This is a genomic window from Pseudomonas sp. HB05 (genome assembly GCF_016756915.1).
In the GTDB taxonomy this organism is placed as follows: domain Bacteria; phylum Pseudomonadota; class Gammaproteobacteria; order Pseudomonadales; family Pseudomonadaceae; genus Aquipseudomonas; species Aquipseudomonas alvandae.
Map to the genome: position 1 here is coordinate 303,702 of NZ_JAESPG010000002.1, position 18,799 is coordinate 322,500.

General features: G+C 62.3%; 17 protein-coding genes. 8 read left to right on the plus strand and 9 right to left on the minus strand.

The window, feature by feature from the left end; translation table 11 throughout:
• Positions 1–64: 64 nt before the first annotated feature.
• The 5 genes from JMN22_RS03890 to JMN22_RS03910 all read right to left on the minus strand — a co-directional run bounded on the left by JMN22_RS03890 (position 65) and on the right by JMN22_RS03910 (position 4,621).
• Positions 65–799 (minus strand): substrate-binding periplasmic protein, encoded by a 735-nt coding sequence (locus JMN22_RS03890; RefSeq protein ID WP_198795869.1) that lies wholly within the window; start codon positions 797–799, stop codon positions 65–67.
• 25 nt (positions 800–824) lie between these two features.
• Positions 825–2,171, minus strand: a complete 1,347-nt coding sequence (locus JMN22_RS03895) for a diguanylate cyclase (protein ID WP_198795870.1) — start codon at positions 2,169–2,171, stop codon at positions 825–827.
• A 1-nt stretch (position 2,172) separates the two neighbouring features.
• On the minus strand, positions 2,173–2,943 hold the full coding sequence (locus JMN22_RS03900) for a substrate-binding periplasmic protein (RefSeq protein WP_030141638.1): 771 nt from the start codon (positions 2,941–2,943) through the stop codon (positions 2,173–2,175).
• Between the two features lie 97 nt (positions 2,944–3,040).
• The gene (locus JMN22_RS03905; RefSeq protein ID WP_030141637.1) at positions 3,041–3,784 is read right to left on the minus strand and encodes a PDC sensor domain-containing protein; all 744 of its coding nucleotides are present in this window, start codon (positions 3,782–3,784) and stop codon (positions 3,041–3,043) included.
• 102 nt (positions 3,785–3,886) lie between these two features.
• Entirely contained in the window at positions 3,887–4,621 is a 735-nt protein-coding gene (locus tag JMN22_RS03910; RefSeq protein ID WP_198795871.1) for a FadR/GntR family transcriptional regulator, read from the minus strand.
• A 277-nt stretch (positions 4,622–4,898) separates the two neighbouring features.
• Between JMN22_RS03910 and JMN22_RS03915 the strand changes: the two genes are divergently transcribed.
• From JMN22_RS03915 to mug, 5 genes are all read left to right on the plus strand, one after another.
• Positions 4,899–6,392: an aldehyde dehydrogenase gene (locus tag JMN22_RS03915; protein ID WP_198795872.1), complete on the plus strand. Its 1,494-nt coding sequence runs from the start codon at positions 4,899–4,901 to the stop codon at positions 6,390–6,392.
• A gap of 61 nt (positions 6,393–6,453) precedes the next feature.
• A complete protein-coding gene (locus JMN22_RS03920; RefSeq protein WP_030141634.1) occupies positions 6,454–7,932 on the plus strand; it encodes an APC family permease in 1,479 nt (492 codons plus the stop codon).
• Between the two features lie 83 nt (positions 7,933–8,015).
• A complete protein-coding gene (locus tag JMN22_RS03925) occupies positions 8,016–8,480 on the plus strand; it encodes an ester cyclase (protein WP_030141633.1) in 465 nt (154 codons plus the stop codon).
• 248 nt (positions 8,481–8,728) lie between these two features.
• The gene (locus JMN22_RS03930; RefSeq protein WP_198795873.1) at positions 8,729–10,465 is read left to right on the plus strand and encodes an OPT family oligopeptide transporter; all 1,737 of its coding nucleotides are present in this window, start codon (positions 8,729–8,731) and stop codon (positions 10,463–10,465) included.
• 229 nt (positions 10,466–10,694) lie between these two features.
• Complete coding sequence (mug, locus tag JMN22_RS03935; protein WP_030141631.1) at positions 10,695–11,213, plus strand: G/U mismatch-specific DNA glycosylase; 519 nt, start codon at positions 10,695–10,697, stop codon at positions 11,211–11,213.
• 10 nt (positions 11,214–11,223) lie between these two features.
• Here mug and JMN22_RS03940 read toward each other — a convergent pair whose 3' ends face one another.
• From JMN22_RS03940 to JMN22_RS03955, 4 genes are all read right to left on the minus strand, one after another.
• A complete protein-coding gene (locus JMN22_RS03940) occupies positions 11,224–11,679 on the minus strand; it encodes a type VI secretion system amidase immunity protein Tai4 (RefSeq protein WP_030141630.1) in 456 nt (151 codons plus the stop codon).
• The gene (locus JMN22_RS03945) at positions 11,679–12,179 is read right to left on the minus strand and encodes a type VI secretion system amidase effector protein Tae4 (protein WP_030141629.1); all 501 of its coding nucleotides are present in this window, start codon (positions 12,177–12,179) and stop codon (positions 11,679–11,681) included. The genes JMN22_RS03940 and JMN22_RS03945 overlap by 1 nt, the downstream gene beginning before the upstream one ends.
• Positions 12,180–12,322: 143 nt before the next feature.
• Positions 12,323–14,107 (minus strand): IlvD/Edd family dehydratase, encoded by a 1,785-nt coding sequence (locus JMN22_RS03950; protein WP_198795874.1) that lies wholly within the window; start codon positions 14,105–14,107, stop codon positions 12,323–12,325.
• Between the two features lie 46 nt (positions 14,108–14,153).
• Positions 14,154–15,335 (minus strand): fumarylacetoacetate hydrolase family protein, encoded by a 1,182-nt coding sequence (locus JMN22_RS03955; protein ID WP_198795875.1) that lies wholly within the window; start codon positions 15,333–15,335, stop codon positions 14,154–14,156.
• 114 nt (positions 15,336–15,449) lie between these two features.
• Here JMN22_RS03955 and JMN22_RS03960 point away from each other — a divergent pair, with 114 nt between their 5' ends.
• The 3 genes from JMN22_RS03960 to JMN22_RS03970 all read left to right on the plus strand — a co-directional run bounded on the left by JMN22_RS03960 (position 15,450) and on the right by JMN22_RS03970 (position 18,791).
• Positions 15,450–16,388, plus strand: coding sequence for a LysR family transcriptional regulator (locus JMN22_RS03960; protein ID WP_198795876.1), 939 nt, complete (start codon positions 15,450–15,452; stop codon positions 16,386–16,388).
• Positions 16,389–16,671: 283 nt separating this feature from the next.
• Positions 16,672–18,054, plus strand: coding sequence for an MFS transporter (locus JMN22_RS03965; protein ID WP_198795877.1), 1,383 nt, complete (start codon positions 16,672–16,674; stop codon positions 18,052–18,054).
• A complete protein-coding gene (locus JMN22_RS03970) occupies positions 18,051–18,791 on the plus strand; it encodes an SDR family oxidoreductase (RefSeq protein ID WP_198795878.1) in 741 nt (246 codons plus the stop codon). The genes JMN22_RS03965 and JMN22_RS03970 overlap by 4 nt, the downstream gene beginning before the upstream one ends.
• The last annotated feature ends 8 nt before the right edge of the window (positions 18,792–18,799 follow it).

Here is an 18,799-nt window from a genome sequence, read left to right on the forward strand (position 1 = left end):
GGCATGTGAAGGTCTGGACGGGTTTTCGATAGCAGAGTTCAACGCCGCTGACCGCTGTCGCCCGTCAGCGTTTTTCCTTCATGATGCGCTCCACCTCGCCCGAAGCCTTGAGTTGCTCGAACGCGCGTTGGGCCTTGGCGACGGTTTCGTCCGGCGTGTTCAGGCTGAACGCCAGGTAGACCCGGTGGGGTTGTTCATCCAATGCGTAGACTTCCTCCAGCAGGTTGAAATCCATCTGGGCATCCTGGCTCATCAGGCGTGCGGTGTTCTCGGGCATCGGCACCAGTTGCACCTGATGATTGAGCAGCTTCTGAAAGTTATCGTGGTTGTCCGCCGACACGACCAATCTCTTGAAGCCGCGATCCTGCAGGTAGATCTGCTTGGCGTCGTTGCGCACCACGCCGATGCTGTACTGCTTGGCCTCTTCGAGATTACCGATCCTGATGGGTTCGGCGTCTCGCAGTTTGTAGAGCCGGCTGGTGGAACGATGGATTTCACCGACCCATTTGAACAGTTGCTCCCGGGCCGGCGTGCGGTCGAGGGGGAAAATCAGCACGTTGGGCTCGCGCAGGGCCATTTCGTAGGCCCGTGCCCAGGGATACAAAGCCATGTGGTAGTCGCCGAGGTCGGCGTTTTTCAAGGTGTCGGAGGTAATGTGAATGCCGGGGCCGACCAGTTTGTCGTCGAGCAGGTAGGCGTACAGCGAGTCTTCGGTGACGACTTCGATGGTATCGGCCTGGCTTTTGACGGTGACCAGGGCCAGCAATACGAACGCGTAGAGCATCAGGTGGTGGCGCATACAAACCTCGTGGCTGGCGTTGTGTTCAGAGGGAAACGCGGTTGCGCCCCTGGTGCTTGGCCCGGTACAGCGCCTGGTCGGCGCGTTGCATCAGTTGATCGAAATGGTCCATGGCTTCGGGGTCCAGTTGGGCGACGCCGATGCTCAAGGTGACGAAAGGGGAGACCGATGAGCCGCTGTGGGGCAATTGGCGTTCCGCCAGTGCGGCGCGCAGCCGTTGGGCCGCATCGCAGGCCTGCTGCGTGTCCACGTTGGGCAGCACCACGACGAACTCCTCGCCACCGATCCGCGCGGTCAATTCGCCGGAGCGCCCATACACCTCACGCAGGGTGTCGGCGATCTGTTGCAGGCATTGGTCGCCGTTCACGTGGCCGTAGGTGTCGTTGTAGATCTTGAAGAAATCCACGTCGCACATGAGCAGGGCCAGGGGCGTCCGATGGCGGATGGCGCGGTTGAATTCAACTTCCTTCAACTCGTCGAAATGACGACGGTTGGCCAAACCCGTCAAGGCATCGTGGCGCGACAAGGTTTCAAGGGCGTCGTTGGCGGCCTTGAGCTCTGCGGTACGCGCCTCGACCAGCTCCACCAATTGGTCGCGGCTGGCGGCAATCGCCAGTTCGTCCGTGCGCTGGCGCTCCAGGTGTGCGCGGAGGTTGTCCTGCAGTTCGTTGACCTGGGATTCCAGCAGGCTCAGTTCATCCTGGCGATTGACCGAGCGCTGCAGCTTGAGGTGACGCTGGAGCGTCTGCGGCGCGAGCGCGCCCAGATGCCTGGCGATGTGCACCACATGAATGGTCACCAGGCGATTGAACATCGTCATTACCAACCCGGCCAGCAGCATGGATTGGATGATCTGGGTAATGACTATGCTGCGTGCTTCTCCCCAAAGACGCTCCCACAGGAGTCGGTTGTCGCCTTCGATGGTCAGCTCGCCGACTTTTTCATAGGCGCCCAGGTAGGGTTCGGCGACAAGCTCGCGATGCAGTACCGGCGCCGCACCCGATGCAGCACCGGAAGCGTAGCGATTGAGCTCGATGATCTCCGGTGATCGACCGGGCCGCAGGATGTTCAGCACCACGCGTCCGACGGGCGCGGCGCTCGCGACACTGGTGAGTTGCTTGTCCAGGGATTCGCGATCCATTTCCCAGATCGCATGGGCCAAGGTGTCCCGGAACACCTGGTCGATCAGTCCCAGCTCGGAGTTCATCTCCGCCAGGTTGTTCTCCCACGCCAGCCAGGTCCGCCATGTCACCATTGCCAGGGTGAACAGCAGGCAGAACAACAAGGTCGCGAGCACCAGCCTCCGCCCGAGCGAGCTGAGTGCCTTGGCCTGTGGTTGCACGGACGGAGACGGGCGGGATCTACCGTCCATTTCACAACCACTTGCGCGCGATGGCATCGTAGACGCCGTTGCGACGAATGGCCTCCAGGCCGGCGCGGAATTTTTCCACGGTCTGCGGCGGCGTCTTGCGGCTGAACGCCATGTTCAGGCCGTCGGCGCTGCTGAGTTCGGGCAGGGGCAGCGACTGGATCAGGACTTTGTCCGGGTCTTCGCCATTCTGGCGGGTCAGGTACAGCGCGTTGAGTTCGTTGGAAATCCACAGCTCTACGTGATCGACCTTGAGCTTGCGGTAGTTGTGTTCGTACTTGGTGCTGGATTGCAGTTCCTCGCCGATGCGAAAGCCCTTCGAGACCAGGAATTGCTCGCCCACGTCCTGATTGACGGTCGCGATCTGGTGCCCGTGGGCGTCGGCCAGGGAGTTGAGTTTCACCGGCCGGTCGGCCAGCGAGTAGATGTACCACTTGGTCGGAGCGATGGCGCCGATCCACTGGAACAGCGATTCGCGCTCAGGCGTGCGCACGATCGAATAAATCAGGACGTTGCTTTCATTGAGCGCCAGTTCGTAGGCCCGCGCCCAGGGCATAGGCTGGATCGATGCCGTCATGCCGACTTCCTTGAGCACGGCCTCGACCACCTCGGTGCTCATGCCGGTCACGCGCCCGTCCTGCGTCATGTTGTAGGGCGGCAATTCCTCGGTGACGATGCGCAGCGGCGGCTCTGCCGCGATGGCCAACGCCGATCCACCTGCAACCAGGAGCATCAGGACGCCGAACATCAGTACGCGGTTAAGCTGCAAAGCCATTGATCATCACCCTATGCAACCAGCAAAGCCTGGCGAGGCCTGAGGGCCTTCGTCACTGAGGTTATCGGCTGGGCGAAGGGCTGCTTGAGGGCCGTGGTCAAATTCGTGGGGCGGGCCGTTCCACCACGCTCCAATAGGACGACGTATCGATCAGGCTCAACACCCGGCTGTGTTCCATGTCCTGGTTCAAGGTGTCGCGGATCAGATCGCCGGCCAGCCAGCTCGACGTGTTGGCGGCAAGCACCCGGCCCTCGGCGTTGAGCAGCAGCGCTTCATTGCTGATCCGCATGAGGCTGCGCACCAGCAAGGGCTCCAGGGAATGCAGGGAGATATCGGCGGCGGCGACGCCGATGAAGCGATCATCGAAGAAGATCGGCAGCGAAAACGCCACGATGTACTGCTCGGTGCCATACAAATCGACAAAAGGCCCTTCGATGGACGGCCGGCGAGTTTGCTGGGGACGGGTGTACCACGGCATGTGCAGGTAGTCGTAGAAGCGATCGCTGCGGCTGTTGAGGTTCAGCTTCAGCGGCTGTATCGCTTCCTGCTGGGTGCGACACCACCATTGCAGGTGCATCTCGCAATCCTTCAGTTCCCCCGGCGCAAAGACCACGCCGGCGCCGTGGAACTTGAGGCTTTCGGAGTCGAGGATCCGCCGGACGACCGCCAGCAGCGGCTTGAGATCGCCTTGGTCGGGTTGCTTCGCCTTGCACCGTTGCTGTTCCCAAATGCTCGATACCTGGGCACCCAGTGCCTCGAGGCCTTTGAAGACGTTACTAATCGAAGCGTTGATCAGCGCTGCGCATTGGGTCAGTTCGTGTGCCGACATTTCATTGGCCATGGCTCTACCTCATGACTCGGAGGGTATGCTGCGGGAGGCAGGCGACGCGGGCTGGACGTCGAGCTGCAGGGCGAGTCATTCGTTCAGCAAGTTCTGTTCCAGTCATCCGGCGTCCTGCGCCATCTGTTGCAACCGCACGCTGCTCAAGCGGCGGATGCCGCGGGCCACATGGGCTTCGGCAAGGGCGCCGGCCAGGTTGCTGTCGTTGGCAATGATGGCTTCGAGGATGGCCCGGTGTTCGCGTTCAATGGCTTGGGGATCCGGCTGGCCGGCGAACGGCAGCCACAGCAGTTCGCCCAGTTCGGCTTGCAAGCGCGCCTCGCTGTGGGTCAGGCGCACGGACTGCGCCGCCACCGCAATCTCGATATGAAACCGGGCATCGGCGCGTCGCCGCTCTCGACGCTCCTTGGCGTTTGCCAAGGCCTCGATGAAGCCGTCCAGCCGCGCATGCTGCTCCGGGCCGGCACGCTGGGCCGCCAACCGAGCGGCAGCACCTGAAATTGCACAGTGTTCATCGGCCAGGTCGCGCAACTGCAAAGTGCTGATTTCCCGCAACTGGTCGAACAGCGCCTCCTCCGAAGTCACGGGCGCGGCGCAGATGAAACTCCCGCCGTTGCGACCGCGCCGGGTTTCGATCACCCCGCGCTCGCGCAGCGCCGCCAGGGCATCGCGCAGCGTGACCGTAGCAACGCCGAGCTGGGTGGACAGGCTGTTTTCGCTGGGCAGCTGTTCGCCCTCGACGAGCAGCCCGAGGTCGATCATTTCAATCAGGCGACGGGTGACGGATTCCGTTTTCCCTTCCTGGTTGACGCGTATGAGGCTCGATGTGGGGCTCATGGTCGATTCATTCATAAACGGGGTCATTGACACCTGTGGCAAGCGTCCGATGTGGCGTCAAGCGCGAACGGTTCCGCGTGTGCTTAAAAATTCTATTTCAGTTTTTAATCCGCTTTCGTCTCTCGGACGCCTGGGGATTCTAGGGATCCTGGGCACTGCAAGTCAAAGAATCGTACCTTTATTCGTATCGGCGGGGGTTCTCAGGGTCTAAAAGATATGGTTCCATATGTTTAAGCGAGCCCAGATCGCATCATCGAACCCAGGAGCACCCTTCACCATGAGTCACATGAGCCGAGCAGAGTGGGAAACCCGAGCCAACGCGCTGGACATCGAAGGACGTGCCTTTGTCGACGGACGCTATGTGCCGGCCTGTTCAGGGGCGACCTTCGATTGCATAAGCCCAATCGATGGGCGTTTGTTGGGCGCGGTTGCCAGTTGCGATGGGGCAGATGCCGACCTGGCGGTCGCCAATGCCCGGTCGGCCTTCGATTCGGGCGTCTGGTCGCGCCTGGCACCGGCGAAGCGCAAGGCGGTCATGCTGCGTTTTGCCGATCTGTTGGAGGCCCATTCCGAGGAATTGGCGTTGCTGGAAACCCTGGACATGGGCAAGCCGATCAGCGATGCGCTGGCGGTGGACCTGCCCGGTTCCATCGACAGTATTCGCTGGTGTGGCGAGGCCATCGACAAGATCTACGATGAGGTCGCCGCCACGGCGCCTGACCAACTCGGCCTCGTGACCCGCGAACCGGTTGGCGTGGTGGCGGTCATCGTGCCGTGGAATTTCCCGCTGATGATGGCGTCGTGGAAACTGGGACCGGCGCTGGCGACCGGCAACTCGGTCATCCTGAAGCCCTCGGAGCGTTCGCCGCTGACCGCCATCCGTATCGCCCAGTTGGCCCTCGAGGCGGGTTTGCCGGCGGGTGTGCTCAATGTTCTTCCGGGTTACGGCGGCACCGTCGGCAAGGCGCTGGCCCTGCACCGTGACGTCGACACCCTGGCGTTCACCGGTTCGACCCAAGTGGCCAAGCAGCTCTTGGTGTACGCCGGCGAATCGAACATGAAGCGGGTCTGGCTCGAGGCCGGCGGTAAAAGCCCGAACATCGTGTTCGCCGACGCGCCCGACCTGCAGGTCGCTGCCGAAGCGGCGGCCGCCGCCATCGCCTTCAATCAGGGCGAAGTCTGCACCGCCGGTTCACGTTTGCTGGTCCAGGCGTCCATCAAGGCACGGTTCGTGCCGATGGTCATCGAGGCGCTGAAGGCGTGGAAGCCGGGCCATCCACTCGATCCCGATACCAATGTCGGCGCGCTGGTGGACAGCCGTCACCTGGAAGGGGTGTTGCAACGTATCCAGGGCGGGCAGGAGGAGGGCGCGCGGTTATTGCTGGGCGGGCGCGTGGCGTTGGAGGAGAGCGGTGGCAGCTACGTCGAGCCGACGCTGTTCGACAATGTCAGCAATGGGATGAAGATCGCTCGGGAGGAGATCTTCGGGCCTGTTCTCTCGGTGATCGAATTCGACGATGCCGAGGAGGCGGTGCGTATCGCCAATGACACGCCCTATGGGCTGGCGGCTGCGGTCTGGACGGCTGACCTGTCCCGTGCCCACAACGTCGCCCGTGCGCTCAGGGCCGGAAGTGTCTGGGTCAACCTGTACGACGGCGGCGACATGATGGCGCCGTTCGGTGGCTACAAGCAGTCCGGCAACGGCCGCGACAAGTCCTTGCATGCCTTCGACAAATACACCGAGATCAAGGCCACCTGGATACAGCTCTAAGCGCTGGGATGCGGCCTGTTCGACGCTTACAACAACAATTTTCCTGCTGAAGGATGGTGAAATGAACAGCTCGATGAATGCCTCGGTGGCGGTGGACCAGGATGCGGAGCAACTCCGTGCGCTGGGATACACCTCGAATTTTGAACGCAGCATGAGCCTGTGGCAGAACTTTGCCCTCGGCTTCACTTATCTGTCGCCGGTGGTCGGCGTCTACACCTTGTTTGGTTTGTGCCTGGCGGCCGGCGGGCCGCCGATGTTCTGGTCCTACCTGTTGGTGGGGTTCGGCCAGATGCTGGTGTGCCTGATTTTTTGCGAAGTCGTGTCCCAGTATCCGATTTCCGGTGGCGTCTACCCGTGGGCCCGGCGCCTGGTGGGCAAGAAGTGGGCGTGGATGGTCGGATGGATCTACGCCATTTCGCTGTGCGTCACCATTGCGGCGGTGGCGCTGGGGGCCGGTCCCTATATCGCCAGCCTGCTGGGTTTCGAACCTTCGCCGGTCACCAACACCCTGGTGGCCCTGGTGCTGACCGCCGCCGCGACGGTCTTGAACCTCAGCGGCACCAAGCTGCTGGCACGGGTGGCAATGTTCGGCTTTCTCTGTGAGTTGGTCGGTGCCCTGGTGATCGGCGGCTACCTGTTGATTTTCGAGCGTCACCAGCCCTTGAGCGTGCTGTTCGATACGTTTGATATTTCCATCGACGGGGCCTACTGGCCGGCGTTCCTCGCGGCTTCCTTGGCGGGGATGTTCCTCTACTACGGTTTCGAAGCCTGTGGCGACGTTGCCGAAGAAACACCGAACCCCAGCCGCCAGGTGCCCAAGGCGATGCGCATGACCATCTGGATCGGCGGCGCCGCTTCGATCTTCGCTGCGCTCGCCTTGATCCTCGCGGTGCCTGATATCGCCGCAGTGATTTCCGGACAGGACAAGGACCCGATGTCGACGATTTTCGGCGCGGCGTTCGGCCCGGTGATGTCCCGGGTGGTGATGGGCGTGATCACCGTCTCGTTCGTTTCCTGCGTGCTGAGCCTGCAGGCCTCGGCCAGTCGTCTGCTCTACGCCTACGCCCGGGATGAAATGCTCATGGGCAGCGCGACGCTGAAAAAACTCTCGCCCAAGACCCACGTGCCGACAGCGGCGTTGCTGGTCTGCGGTGTGCTGCCGGCGATCATCGTGTGCGTTGGCTTCTACTTGCAGAACGCCGTCGCGATGGTGGTGAGTTTTGCCGCCATCGGCATCTACCTGGCCTTCCAGATGATTGTCAGCGGTGTGCTGTATGCCCGCCTGCGTGGCTGGAAACCCCAGGGCCAATTCACCCTCGGACGTTGGGGCTGGATCGTGAACATTGCCGCGCTCTGCTACGGCGTGTTCGCCATCGTCAACATGTCGTGGCCACGCACACCCGATGCGCCCTGGTACGTGAACTACGGCATCGTGCTGGTGGGCGCCATCGTGATTCTTGCCGGCCTCGTCTACATGGCGCTGTTCCGTCCCTACGAGAAGGGCACGGCCCCCGCTTCAGATGCCTGGAAGCAACGCTAGACGCACTCGAACGCCTGTCGTTTCCGACGGCAGGCGACACCTCTTGGAAAAGGCTGGACGCTATGACCTCTCGAATCCAATCAATGCTGCTTGGCCTGCTCCTGATCCTCGCCAGCCATGGTGTCCTGGCGGCTGGCCAGGAACAGACGCTGGATATCATCCACGGCTACATGAAGGCCTGGAATGCCCACGACGCCCAAGCGGCGGCCCAGTTCTTCGCCCCGGATGTCGAGTTCCTCGACGCCTCGGTGGGCGTGCCTCAGGTGGGGCGTGAAAATGCCAAGAGCCAGGTGGTCGAGGTGTTCATGCGGGCGGTGCCCGACCTGCAATGGAAAATGCTTGGCGACCCGATTCTCAAAGGCGAAGGGATTGCCTTCGAATGGGAGTTCAAGGGCAACAATACCGGGCCATGGAGCACTGAAACCCCGGCCACGGGACGCCCCTTGAGCTTCAAGGGCGTCAGTTTCATACGGCTCAGGGACGGCAAGATCCTCACCCAGCACGACTACTACGACGCCCTTGGTTTCAACAAGCAGCTGGGTTGGTAACGCAATGCCGGGGTTGCCCTCTGGATGAACCTTACGGCAATACAGCGCTCACTTGTTAGGCTCTGTACGAAATGTATCCGCACTCGCCCATACTGCGTTGAAACGAGGCTCGGAATGCTCATGTACTCCAGTACACTCCGCTTCCTCGCCCCGTTTCGCCTTGTCTGGCCTTCGCGCGAACACATTTCGTACAGAGCCTAGGTCGTCACCTCAGGTGACCGTGCTGTTTTTGCCGATAAGGAATTCGCATGGATCAAACCTCGACCCCGCACGTCCACGCTGTAGAGCGTGAATTCAGCCCGCGCGCGGTGATCACCGGGATCGTGCTCGGTACCCTCCTGACGCCCTCCAATGTCTACGCGGGATTGAAGATCGGCTGGTCGTTCAACATGTCGATCATTGCCTTGCTGGTCGGCTACGGTGTCTGGCAAGGCCTGGCCAAGCGCTCGGCTGCCGCGTTGCCCTGGACGCTGCATGAAAGCAACATCAACCAGACCGTGGCGTCCGCCGCGGCATCGATCATCTCCGGCGGGCTGGTGGCGCCGATCCCGGCGTATACCTTGCTGACCGGCCAGCAACTCGACGCTTTGCCAATGGTCGCCTGGGTGTTTTCAGTGAGTTTCCTGGGCATCTGGATCGCCTGGTACCTGCGACCCTCGCTGCTCAACGACAAGGCCCTGAGGTTTCCCGAGGGCATGGCGACCCTGGAAACCCTGCTGCATATCTACAACCATGGCCATGAAGCGGCGACGCGCCTCAAGGTGTTGCTGGGTGCGACGCTGCTGTCCGGGCTGGCGAAGTGGGTCGACACGTTCGTTTGGGCCATCCCACGCTGGTCGCCGAGCGCCCAGCTGGAACGGCTCACATTCACCGCCGACCCTTCGCTGTTGCTGGTGGGATTCGGCGGCATCATCGGCATCCGTGTCGGCCTGACCCTATTGCTCGGCGCACTGCTGGCGTGGGGCGGGTTGGCGCCGTGGTTGTTGGAAAATGGCCTGGTGCAAATGCCGCCCGGCAGCAGCGGCCCACAATTCGCGGTGCTGGTGGAATGGTTGCTGTGGCCGGGCGTGAGCCTGATGGTCTGCTCGACCCTGGCTTCCCTGGCGATCCGCCTGTGGACGCTGCACGCGTCCACCAAGGCCAGCGGCGGGACAACCTGGGCGATCCCCAAGGCCGGGCCCGCGATTGGGTTTTTGCTGGCGATCGTTCTGGTGGTCAGCCTGCAAGCGGTGTTGTTTGGCATCAATCCGTGGATGGCGTTGCTGACCATTCCCCTGGCCATCTGCCTGGCGGCGGTGGCGGCCCGGGTGGTGGGCGCCACGGGTATCCCGCCCATCGGCGCCATCGGGCAGTTGTCCCAATTGAGCTTCGGCATCGTCGCGCCGGGGCAGGTGCCGATCAACCTGATGAGCGCCAACACGGCCGGCGGTTCGGCCGGGCAATGCACGGACTTGATGAACGACTTCAAGGTCGGCCGGGCAATCGGCGCGACGCCGCGCAAGCAACTGCTGGCCCAGACGCTGGGGATTTTCATCGGCAGTATCGTCGGCGTGCTGGCCTACCTGGCGTTGATCCCCGACCCGCAAGCCATGCTACTCACCGAAGAATGGCCAGCCCCGGCAGTCGCCACCTGGAAGGCCGTGGCGCAAACGTTGACCCATGGCCTGGACTCGTTGTCGGCGAGCATTCGCTGGGCGATCTTCATCGGTGGTTTCGCCGGTTTGCTGCTGGGCATTCTCGACAGCCTGCTGCCGGCCCATCGCGCCCGCTACCTGCCCAGCACCGCAGCCTTGGGCCTGGCATTTGTGCTGCCGGCCTCGGTCTCGCTGATGATGGCCCTCGGCGCCGTGCTCACCTGGCTGGTGAGCTGCCGCTGGCCGAGCCTCACCGAACGCTTCGCGATTACCGCGGCGGCGGGGTTGATCGCCGGGGAGAGCATCACAGGGGTGGGTGCGTCGTTGTGGGAAATGCTCGGGAACCTCTGAGCACGGCAAGCGCCGCTCATGTCCACCGAAGGCCCGGCAACGTGCAGTCGGGCGCGACGCCTATTCATATGAATTCTGGCAACAGTGTTTGTCCCGGCGCTCCATTTTTAGCCCGTGCCGCAGTTCTTATCATCGTCTCCAGGCCGCCAGCAATCAGGCTGAAGCGGTCCCCTCAACTTGACGGCCTTGCGCGCGCCGCGATCAGCCTCATGTGCGGCCGGGCAGCCTGATGCCAGGCCTCGAAGACATCCTCGCGGAAAATCTGGCGGTGGTGTTTTGCGGTATCAACCCTGGCCTGATGGCGGCGGCCCAGGGGCATCATTTTGCCGGTCGAGGCAATCGGTTCTGGCCCACGCTTCACCTCGCCGGGTTCACCCCGCAACGCTTACTGCCGGAGGACGATCGGTCAATCCTGCAATACCGTTGTGGCTTGACCATCGTGGTCGAGCGACCGACGGCGCGGGCGGATCAACTGTCCTTCACTGAGTTCACCTCGGTGGCGGCGAGCTTCGAACAGAAGATCATCCGCCATGCACCCCGCTGCCTGGCGTTCCTCGGTAAGTCTGCCTACGCCGGGTTGGTGCGAAAAAAGGACGTGGCATGGGGGCGCCAGGCGCAAGCGTTCGGCGGCGCCGAGGTCTGGGTCTTGCCCAACCCCAGCGGACGCAACCGGGCGTTCACGCTGGGGCAGTTGGTGGCGGCGTATCGGGTGCTGTACCAGGCGATGCAATACCAGACTCCGTCATGATTAGATCGCGTCAGTTGCTTTTCTGCCGTGGCGGATTGTCTTGGCGGTAAGTGTGATCAGGATCGATAACCAGTTGCTTGACCTGATTGTCGAGTTCTTTGCTGTGATAAAGATCGAGGCATTTGAGCAGCTCGAAGCGGACCCCCGGACGTTCCGATTCCACCACAGGATTGCGATAATCACGGGCCAGGAATTGATCGATCAACGGTTTGCCGACCTGGGGCGCTTGCTCAAGGTCGAAATACGTCCAGTCCATCAGCGCACTGGCGCTGCTACCGGCATCCTGGGCCGCGTCAGGTTCACCTTTGTAGGCTGTCGCGATGCAGTCCGCCAGTACCATGTCCTTGTAGTTTTGCGCGTAGGTGCGTCCGCCTGCCTGGGGGGAATCGCTCGGTCCATCCTTGGCCCAATTCACGCCAGGCGCGATTGCCCAGGCCGATAACAGGAGTGCGGTGAAGGCTTTCATCACGGCAAGCTCCAGAAGTTCGCCTGGTCGGTTTTATAGTTCACGCCCGGTTCATTGAAATAGCAGTGGTCATAACACATCCTGCCGTCAAACAACGTGGCGTGGCCCTTGGCGTCCTCCCAACCGGAGATCTCGAACAGGATAAGCCCCTTCTTCCCTGCGAGGGTGCCGCCATCCGCAGCCGGATACTTGACCGTCTCGGCACGTCCCCACTGCTGTTCCAGGTATGAAATCAAATCCTTGACGAGGTGGAAATACCAACGCTTGTCGGCACCCGACACGGTTTTTCCCCGTATATGTGGGATAAGTGAGCCGGAGTAATTGAGGATGTAGCTCATGCGAACCGCACAAGTGTTGACCCACCTGGCGGTCGGGTGACTGCTGTTGATGTTCAGGGCCACGTTACCCCCGATAATTGTCGCAACTTTTTCAGATGGATTGATGGGGTCGTAGATCCGTTGCGAGGCCGCCCACGCGCTGGAAAAGGAGGGTCGAATCATGATTCATCCTTGATTTCAGGCAGCATACGGCTGCGGTTGGTTCTTTGCTGAAACGAAAGATAGCTTCAAATAGCCGGATCATCAAAGGCCGCTGTCCATGACTTCATCTGGTTGCGGAAGGACAGCGTGCCTGTTCACCAAGATCAATGAGAATGCCGCGGCTCCCCGCTGCGAGCGATCACCCTCAAGTGCAACGTGGCTGGTTCCAGGCAGCCCCCGGTGGACAGCTGCCCGACCAGTTGCCGGTACAGCTCCTGCCAAGGCGTTTGCGAAGGCGGGATGTTCGGCGTCCATGCGAGGCGCCGTCGCTCCATTTCGGCCTCGTCCACCAGCAGGTTCACGGTGCGGGTATTCAGGTCGACTCTCAGCCGGTCGTTGGTCTGTAGCAGCGCCAGGCCACCGCCGACGGCGGCTTCCGGGGACATGTTGAGGATCGACGGGCTCGCCGAGGTGCCGCTCTGGCGGCCATCGCCCAGGCAGGGCAGGGAGTCGATGCCGCGCTTGATCAGCGCCGCTGGCGGGGCCATGTTCACCACTTCGGCGCTGCCGGGATAGCCGACGGTGCCGGCGCCGCGAATCACCAGGATGCAGCGCTCGTCGATGTCCAGTGCCGGGTCGTCGATGCGCGCGTGGTAGTCCTCCGGCCCTTCGAAGACGATGGCCCGCGCTTCGAAGCTGTTCTCGGCGCCGGGTTCGGACAGGTAGGTCTTGCGGAACGCTTCGCCCACCACCGACATTTTCATGATCGCGCTGTCGAAGAAATTGCCGCTGAGCACGATGAAGCCGGCGCGGTGTTTGAGCGGGGTCTCGAAGGGGTGGATGACATCGGCGTCGCAGGTCAGGCTGCCGGTGACGATCTCACCGATGGTCTTGCCGCTGACGGTGGCGCAGTGTTCGTGCAGGCGTCCGGCCTTTTGCAGTTCATGCATGACCGCCGGGACGCCGCCGGCACGGTGGAAACCTTCGCCCAGGTATTTGCCGGCGGGCATGCAGTTGACCAACAGCGGCACGTCCTCGCCGATTTGTTGCCAGTCGTCCAGGCTCAATTCGACGCCCATGTGCCGGGCGATGGCGATCAGGTGCGGCGGGCAGTTGCTCGATGCGCCCAATGCCGAAGCGACAGCGATGGCGTTCTCGAACGCTTCGCGGGTCATGATCTGCGAGGGGCGCACGTCCTGGCGCACCAGTTCACAGATGCGCTTGCCGGTGGCGTAGGCCATCTGTCCGCGCTCGCGGTAAGGCGCCGGGATGCTTGCGCAACCTGGCAACGACATGCCAAGGGCTTCGGCCAGTGCGTTCATCGACAGGGCGGTGCCCATGGTGTTGCAGTGGCCGACGGAGGGCGAGGCCGCCGTGGTCATTTCCATGAAGCCTTCGTAGTTGATCTCGCCAGCGGCCATCAGGTTGCGTGCGTGCCAGAGCACTGTGCCGGAGCCGATCAGCTCGCCCTTGTGGCGGCCGTCGAGCATCGGCCCGCCGGACAACACGATCGACGGCAGGTCGGTGGTCGCCGCCGCCATCAGGCAGGCGGGGGTGGTCTTGTCGCAACCGGTGGTGAGCACCACGCCGTCCAGCGGATAACCGTGGAGGATTTCCACCAGGCCCAGATAAGCCAGGTTACGGTCCAGCGCCGCCGTGGGCCGGCGAGACTGTTCGGCGATGGGGTGAACCGGGAATTCCATTGGAATGCCACCGGCATCACGGATACCGGCCTTGACCCGTTGCGCCAGTTCCAGGTGATGGCGGTTGCAGGGCGTCAGGTCGCTGCCGGTCTGGGCAATGCCGATGATTGGCCGTCCCGATTGCAGCTCCTCGCGGGTCATCCCATAGTTCATGTAGCGTTCGACATACAGCGCGGTCATGTCCGCGTGGGCCGGGTCGTTGAACCATTGCTCGCTGCGCAGGCGGCGTTTTGGCGTGTCACTCATGATTCATTTCTCTCTTGTAATTGGATGAATCGACGATCGGTCGGGCTCAGCGGTCGAGCAGTCCCCGTGCGGCAAGATTACGCAACAGGGCGCCTACGCCGAAGGTCCACGGCGCGGCGTTGCAGCTGTGGGTCACCTGATTATGCAGGCCGCCCAGCAACGGGCTGCTGATGCTGACCCGGTCACCGAGTTTATGGGTGAAACCGCCGCCGGCATGATCACGGTCCTCGGTGGGGGCGAAAAGGGTACCGAGAAACAGCAGGAAGCCATCCGGGTATTGATGGTTGGCGTTGAGTGTCTGGCTGGCCAAGTCCTGCGGATCGCGGCTGATCTGGCTCATGGAACTGCAGCCGTGCAGGCGGTAGCCGTCTTCGCCGTGTACTTGCAGGTCGACTTCGCAAGCGCGCACGTCGTCCAGGCTGAACTGCTCGTCGAACAGGCGAATGAACGGCCCGATGGCGCACGAGGCGTTGTTGTCCTTGGCCTTGCTCAGCAACAGCGCACTGCGGCCCTCGATGTCCCTCAGGTTGACGTCGTTGCCCAGGGTCGCGCCGTGGATCCGGCCCCGGCTGTCCACCGCCAGCACCACTTCGGGCTCCGGGTTGTTCCATTGCGAGGCCGGATGAATGCCGATCTGGCTGCCGCTGCCCACGGCGGCGAGGACCGGCGCCTTGGTGAAGATTTCCGCGTCCGGGCCGATGCCGACTTCCAGGTATTGCGACCACATGCCTTGCTCGATGAGGTACGCCTTGAGGCGCATGGCTTGCTCGGAACCCGGCACGATCGAGCGCAGGTTGTCGCCGATCACGCCGTGGACCGTGGCGCGCACGGCTTCGGCCCGGGCCGCGTCGCCGCCGGCCTGTTCCTCGATCACCCGTTCGATCATGCTCGCGGCGAAGGTCACGCCGGCGGCCTTGATCACTTGCAGATCCAGCGGCGGCAACAGGAACGGCTTGGCCGGATCAGCGTGTGGGCCGGTGTTGGCCAACAGGTCTTCGACGCTGGCGAGGAAGGTGCCCGGCGCCTGTCGCGCCGACGCGAGGGGTGAGGGCGTTTCCAGCAGATCGCTCAAGGTCGCGAAATGCTCCGAGAGGTCGAACACGCCGTCACTGCGCAGCACGATCGGCGAAGGCCCGGCGATCCGCCCCGGGACCCAGGCGCGACCGATCAGGGTACCGGCCACGCCATCGACCGGCAGAGTGTTCTCGGGAGTAAGCAATAGCGACATGGACAGGCTTCCTGGTTCGTAAAGCCTTCACGCTAGGGCGCGTTGTCGATGAACTCCAATGAGATATATTCAGTATCCGATAACGCCTGGTTATTGCGCCGCCGAGGAACGTCCATGTCAGATCTGTCCTTCTCCAGCTTTTGCGGCTGGCTCAAATTCCGCCATCTGCTGCTCATCGACACCCTCGGACGTACCTGCAACATGCATCTGGCGGCCGAGCAGATGAACCTCAGCCAGCCGGCCGTGAGCAAGATGCTCAAGGAAATCGAAAACCTGCTCGGCTTCGCCCTGTTCGAGCGCCGACCGCGCAGCATGCCGCCCACCGCCCTGGGTGAGCACGTGCTGCGCTATGCGCAAATCGCCCTGAATGACGCCCGTTCGTTCGTCGAACAGATCAGCAGCCTGCGCGAGGGCGGCCACGGTTACCTCAAGGTCGGCGGTATTTTCGCCGCGACGGCGGTGGCGCTGCCCGAGGCGATCCTGCAGATCAAGCAGCGCTGGCCCCTGCTGTCCATCGAGGTGGTGGAGCAGACCAGCAATCACCTGATGAAGATGCTTGAAGAAAAGAAGCTCGACCTTGCCGTTGCGCGGTTTACCGATCAGAGCCAGCAGCAGCGCTATGACTTCCAACCCCTGGCCCCCGAACCGTTCTGCATCGTGGTCAATGATCGCCATCCGCTCGCCGATGCCGGGCCGACGTCGTTGCAGCAACTGGTGGATCTGCCGTGGATTCTCTACCCGGTCGGCACGCCGATTCGCGCGCGCATGGAACTGGCCTTCGCCGAAGCCGGGGTGGGCATGCCGCGCAACACCATCGACACGATTTCCATGCAGACCTTCCTCCAGGTGCTGCAACGCGGGCCCATGATCGGCATGTTGCCCAATGCGATGGTCGACCCACTGCTCGAAAGCGGCCAGCTCAAGACCCTCGACACACCGCTGCACCTGGTGCCGCAGGACTACGGCATCCTCACCCGCAAGGACGAGCCGCTGGTGGGCGCGGCGCTGGAGTTTGCCGAGATCCTCAAGGACAACGCCCGGCCGAGCCGTTGAATGTGCTGCCGCTATCGCGAGCAAGCTCGCTCCCACAGTTGTTTAGTGTTGACTAGAAGTCCGCGACACGCCCGCCCCCCTGTGGGAGCGAGCTTGCTCGCGATGGCGGCGGGTCTGTCTACATCGATCCTATACCGATTCTCAATACTGATAACACTGGGTTATCAACTAATCCAAAAATGCCATTGGGAAAGAATCGCTTCCCGACAGTAGAGTCCTCGTTCAATCGCCGGATGACTCGCTCATTCGACGTGACCCAATAAAAACAATCAGGGGTTACCTCATGCAAACCATCTCCGAGCATTTGCCCGCCCAGGCGCAAGCCGGCGAACTCGATTTCGAGGACCGGACCTACCGCAAGGTGATCTGGCGAATCCTGCCGGTCCTGCTGTTGTGCTACATGGCGGCCTACCTCGACCGGGTGAACATCGGTTTCGCCAAGCTCGACATGCTCAACGAGCTGCAATTCAGCAACACCGTGTACGCGCTGGGCGCCAGCATGTTTTTCTGGGGTTATTTCCTGTTCGAAGTGCCCAGCAACCTGTTGCTGCATCGCTTTGGCGCGCGGTTCTGGATCGCCCGGATCATGCTCAGTTGGGCGGTGATTTCCATGGCGGTGGCCTACACCGTGCCGCTGGCAGCGTTCTTCCACATCGAATCGAGCACGATGTTCTACGTGCTGCGTTTCCTGCTGGGGATCTGCGAAGCGGGCTTTTTTCCTGGCGTGATCCTTTACCTCAACTACTGGTTCCCGACCCACCGGCAGAGCCGGGTGATGTCCGGGTTCCTGCTGGCATTGCCGGTCAGCCTGACGCTCGGCGGCATATTGTCCGGCTGGCTGATGAACAGCATGCAGGGTGTGCACGGCCTGTCCGGCTGGCAGTGGATGTTGCTGATCGAAGGCATTCCCTCGATCATCATGGCGGTTGTGGTGGTGGTCTGCCTGGCGGACAACATCGACAAGGCCAAGTGGCTTTCGGCGGCGGAAAAAGCCATGCTCAAGGCCAATCTTCAAACCGACAACCACGGCAAGGCCACACGCTTGAGCGAGGTGTTCTTCAACCCTCGGGTGTGGTTGCTGGTGCTGATCCTGCTGACGTTCAACACCGGTTTCTATGGCCTGGCCTTCTGGATGCCGTCGATCATCAAGAGCACCGGCATCACCAACAGCCTGCACATCGGTTTGCTCACCGCCATTCCCTACTCGGTGGCGGTGGTGGCGATGCTGCTCAACGCCCGGCATTCCAATCGCACCGGCGAGCGCCGCCTGCACGCGGCGATTCCCGCCTTCATCGGTGGCGCGGGGCTGATCCTCAGTGCTTACTTCGCCGATAACCTGGTGCTGTCAGTGCTGTTCCTCAGCGTCTCCGCCTCGGGGATCCTCAGCCTGATGCCGATCTTCTGGACCTTGCCCGGCACCGTACTGTCAGGCGTCGCTGCCGCAGCGGGGATTGGCATGATCAACGCCATCGGCAACCTGTCGGGGTTCACCGGATCGATGATCACCGCCGTGGCCGAGACGCTCACGGGCAATATCAACAACGGTACCTATGTCCTGGCGCTGTGCCTGTTGGTCAGTGGCGGGTTGATCCTGGCCATCCCGGCCTCGATGCTCGGCCGGACACCGAAAAGCGCGGCCCCGGCGGCGCAATTGGAGACAGCATGAGCCTGCAGAACAAACGGGTGCTGGTGACGGCGGCCGGACAGGGCATCGGCCTGGCCAGCGCGGTTGCCTTCGCCCAGGCCGGCGCCGAGGTGTTCGCCAGTGACATTGATATTCGCGCGCTGGCGGGTATCGATGGGGTCAAGCCGATGATCCTGGATGTCACTTCGACCAGCGCCATCGACGCGGCCTGCGAGCGAATCGGTGGATTGGACGTGTTGTTCAACTGCGCAGGCGTCGTGCACAGCGGCAACATCCTCGACTGCGACGAAGCGGCCTGGGCGCGCTCGATGGACCTGAATGTCACGGCCATGTACCGCATGATCCGCGCCTTCCTGCCGGGCATGCTGGCCCGTGGCGGCGGCTCGATCATAAATATGTCGTCGGTGGCTTCCAGTGTCAAAGGCGTGCCCAATCGTTTCGCCTATGCTGCCAGCAAGGCCGCGGTGGTGGGGCTGACCAAATCCGTCGCCATCGACTTCGTCAGCCAGGGCATTCGCTGCAACGCGATCTGCCCCGGCACCGTGGATTCTCCATCGCTGCGCCAGCGCATCGCCGACCAGGCCGCGCAGCAGGGTGTCGAGGAGCAACAGGTCTACCGGCAGTTTCTCGACCGTCAGCCCATGGGACGAATTGGCAATACCGAAGAAATCGCGCAACTGGCGCTCTACCTGGGCAGTGACGCGTCCGGCTATACCACGGGCGCCGTGCACGTGATCGATGGCGGCATGAGCCTTTGAGTTTTCAC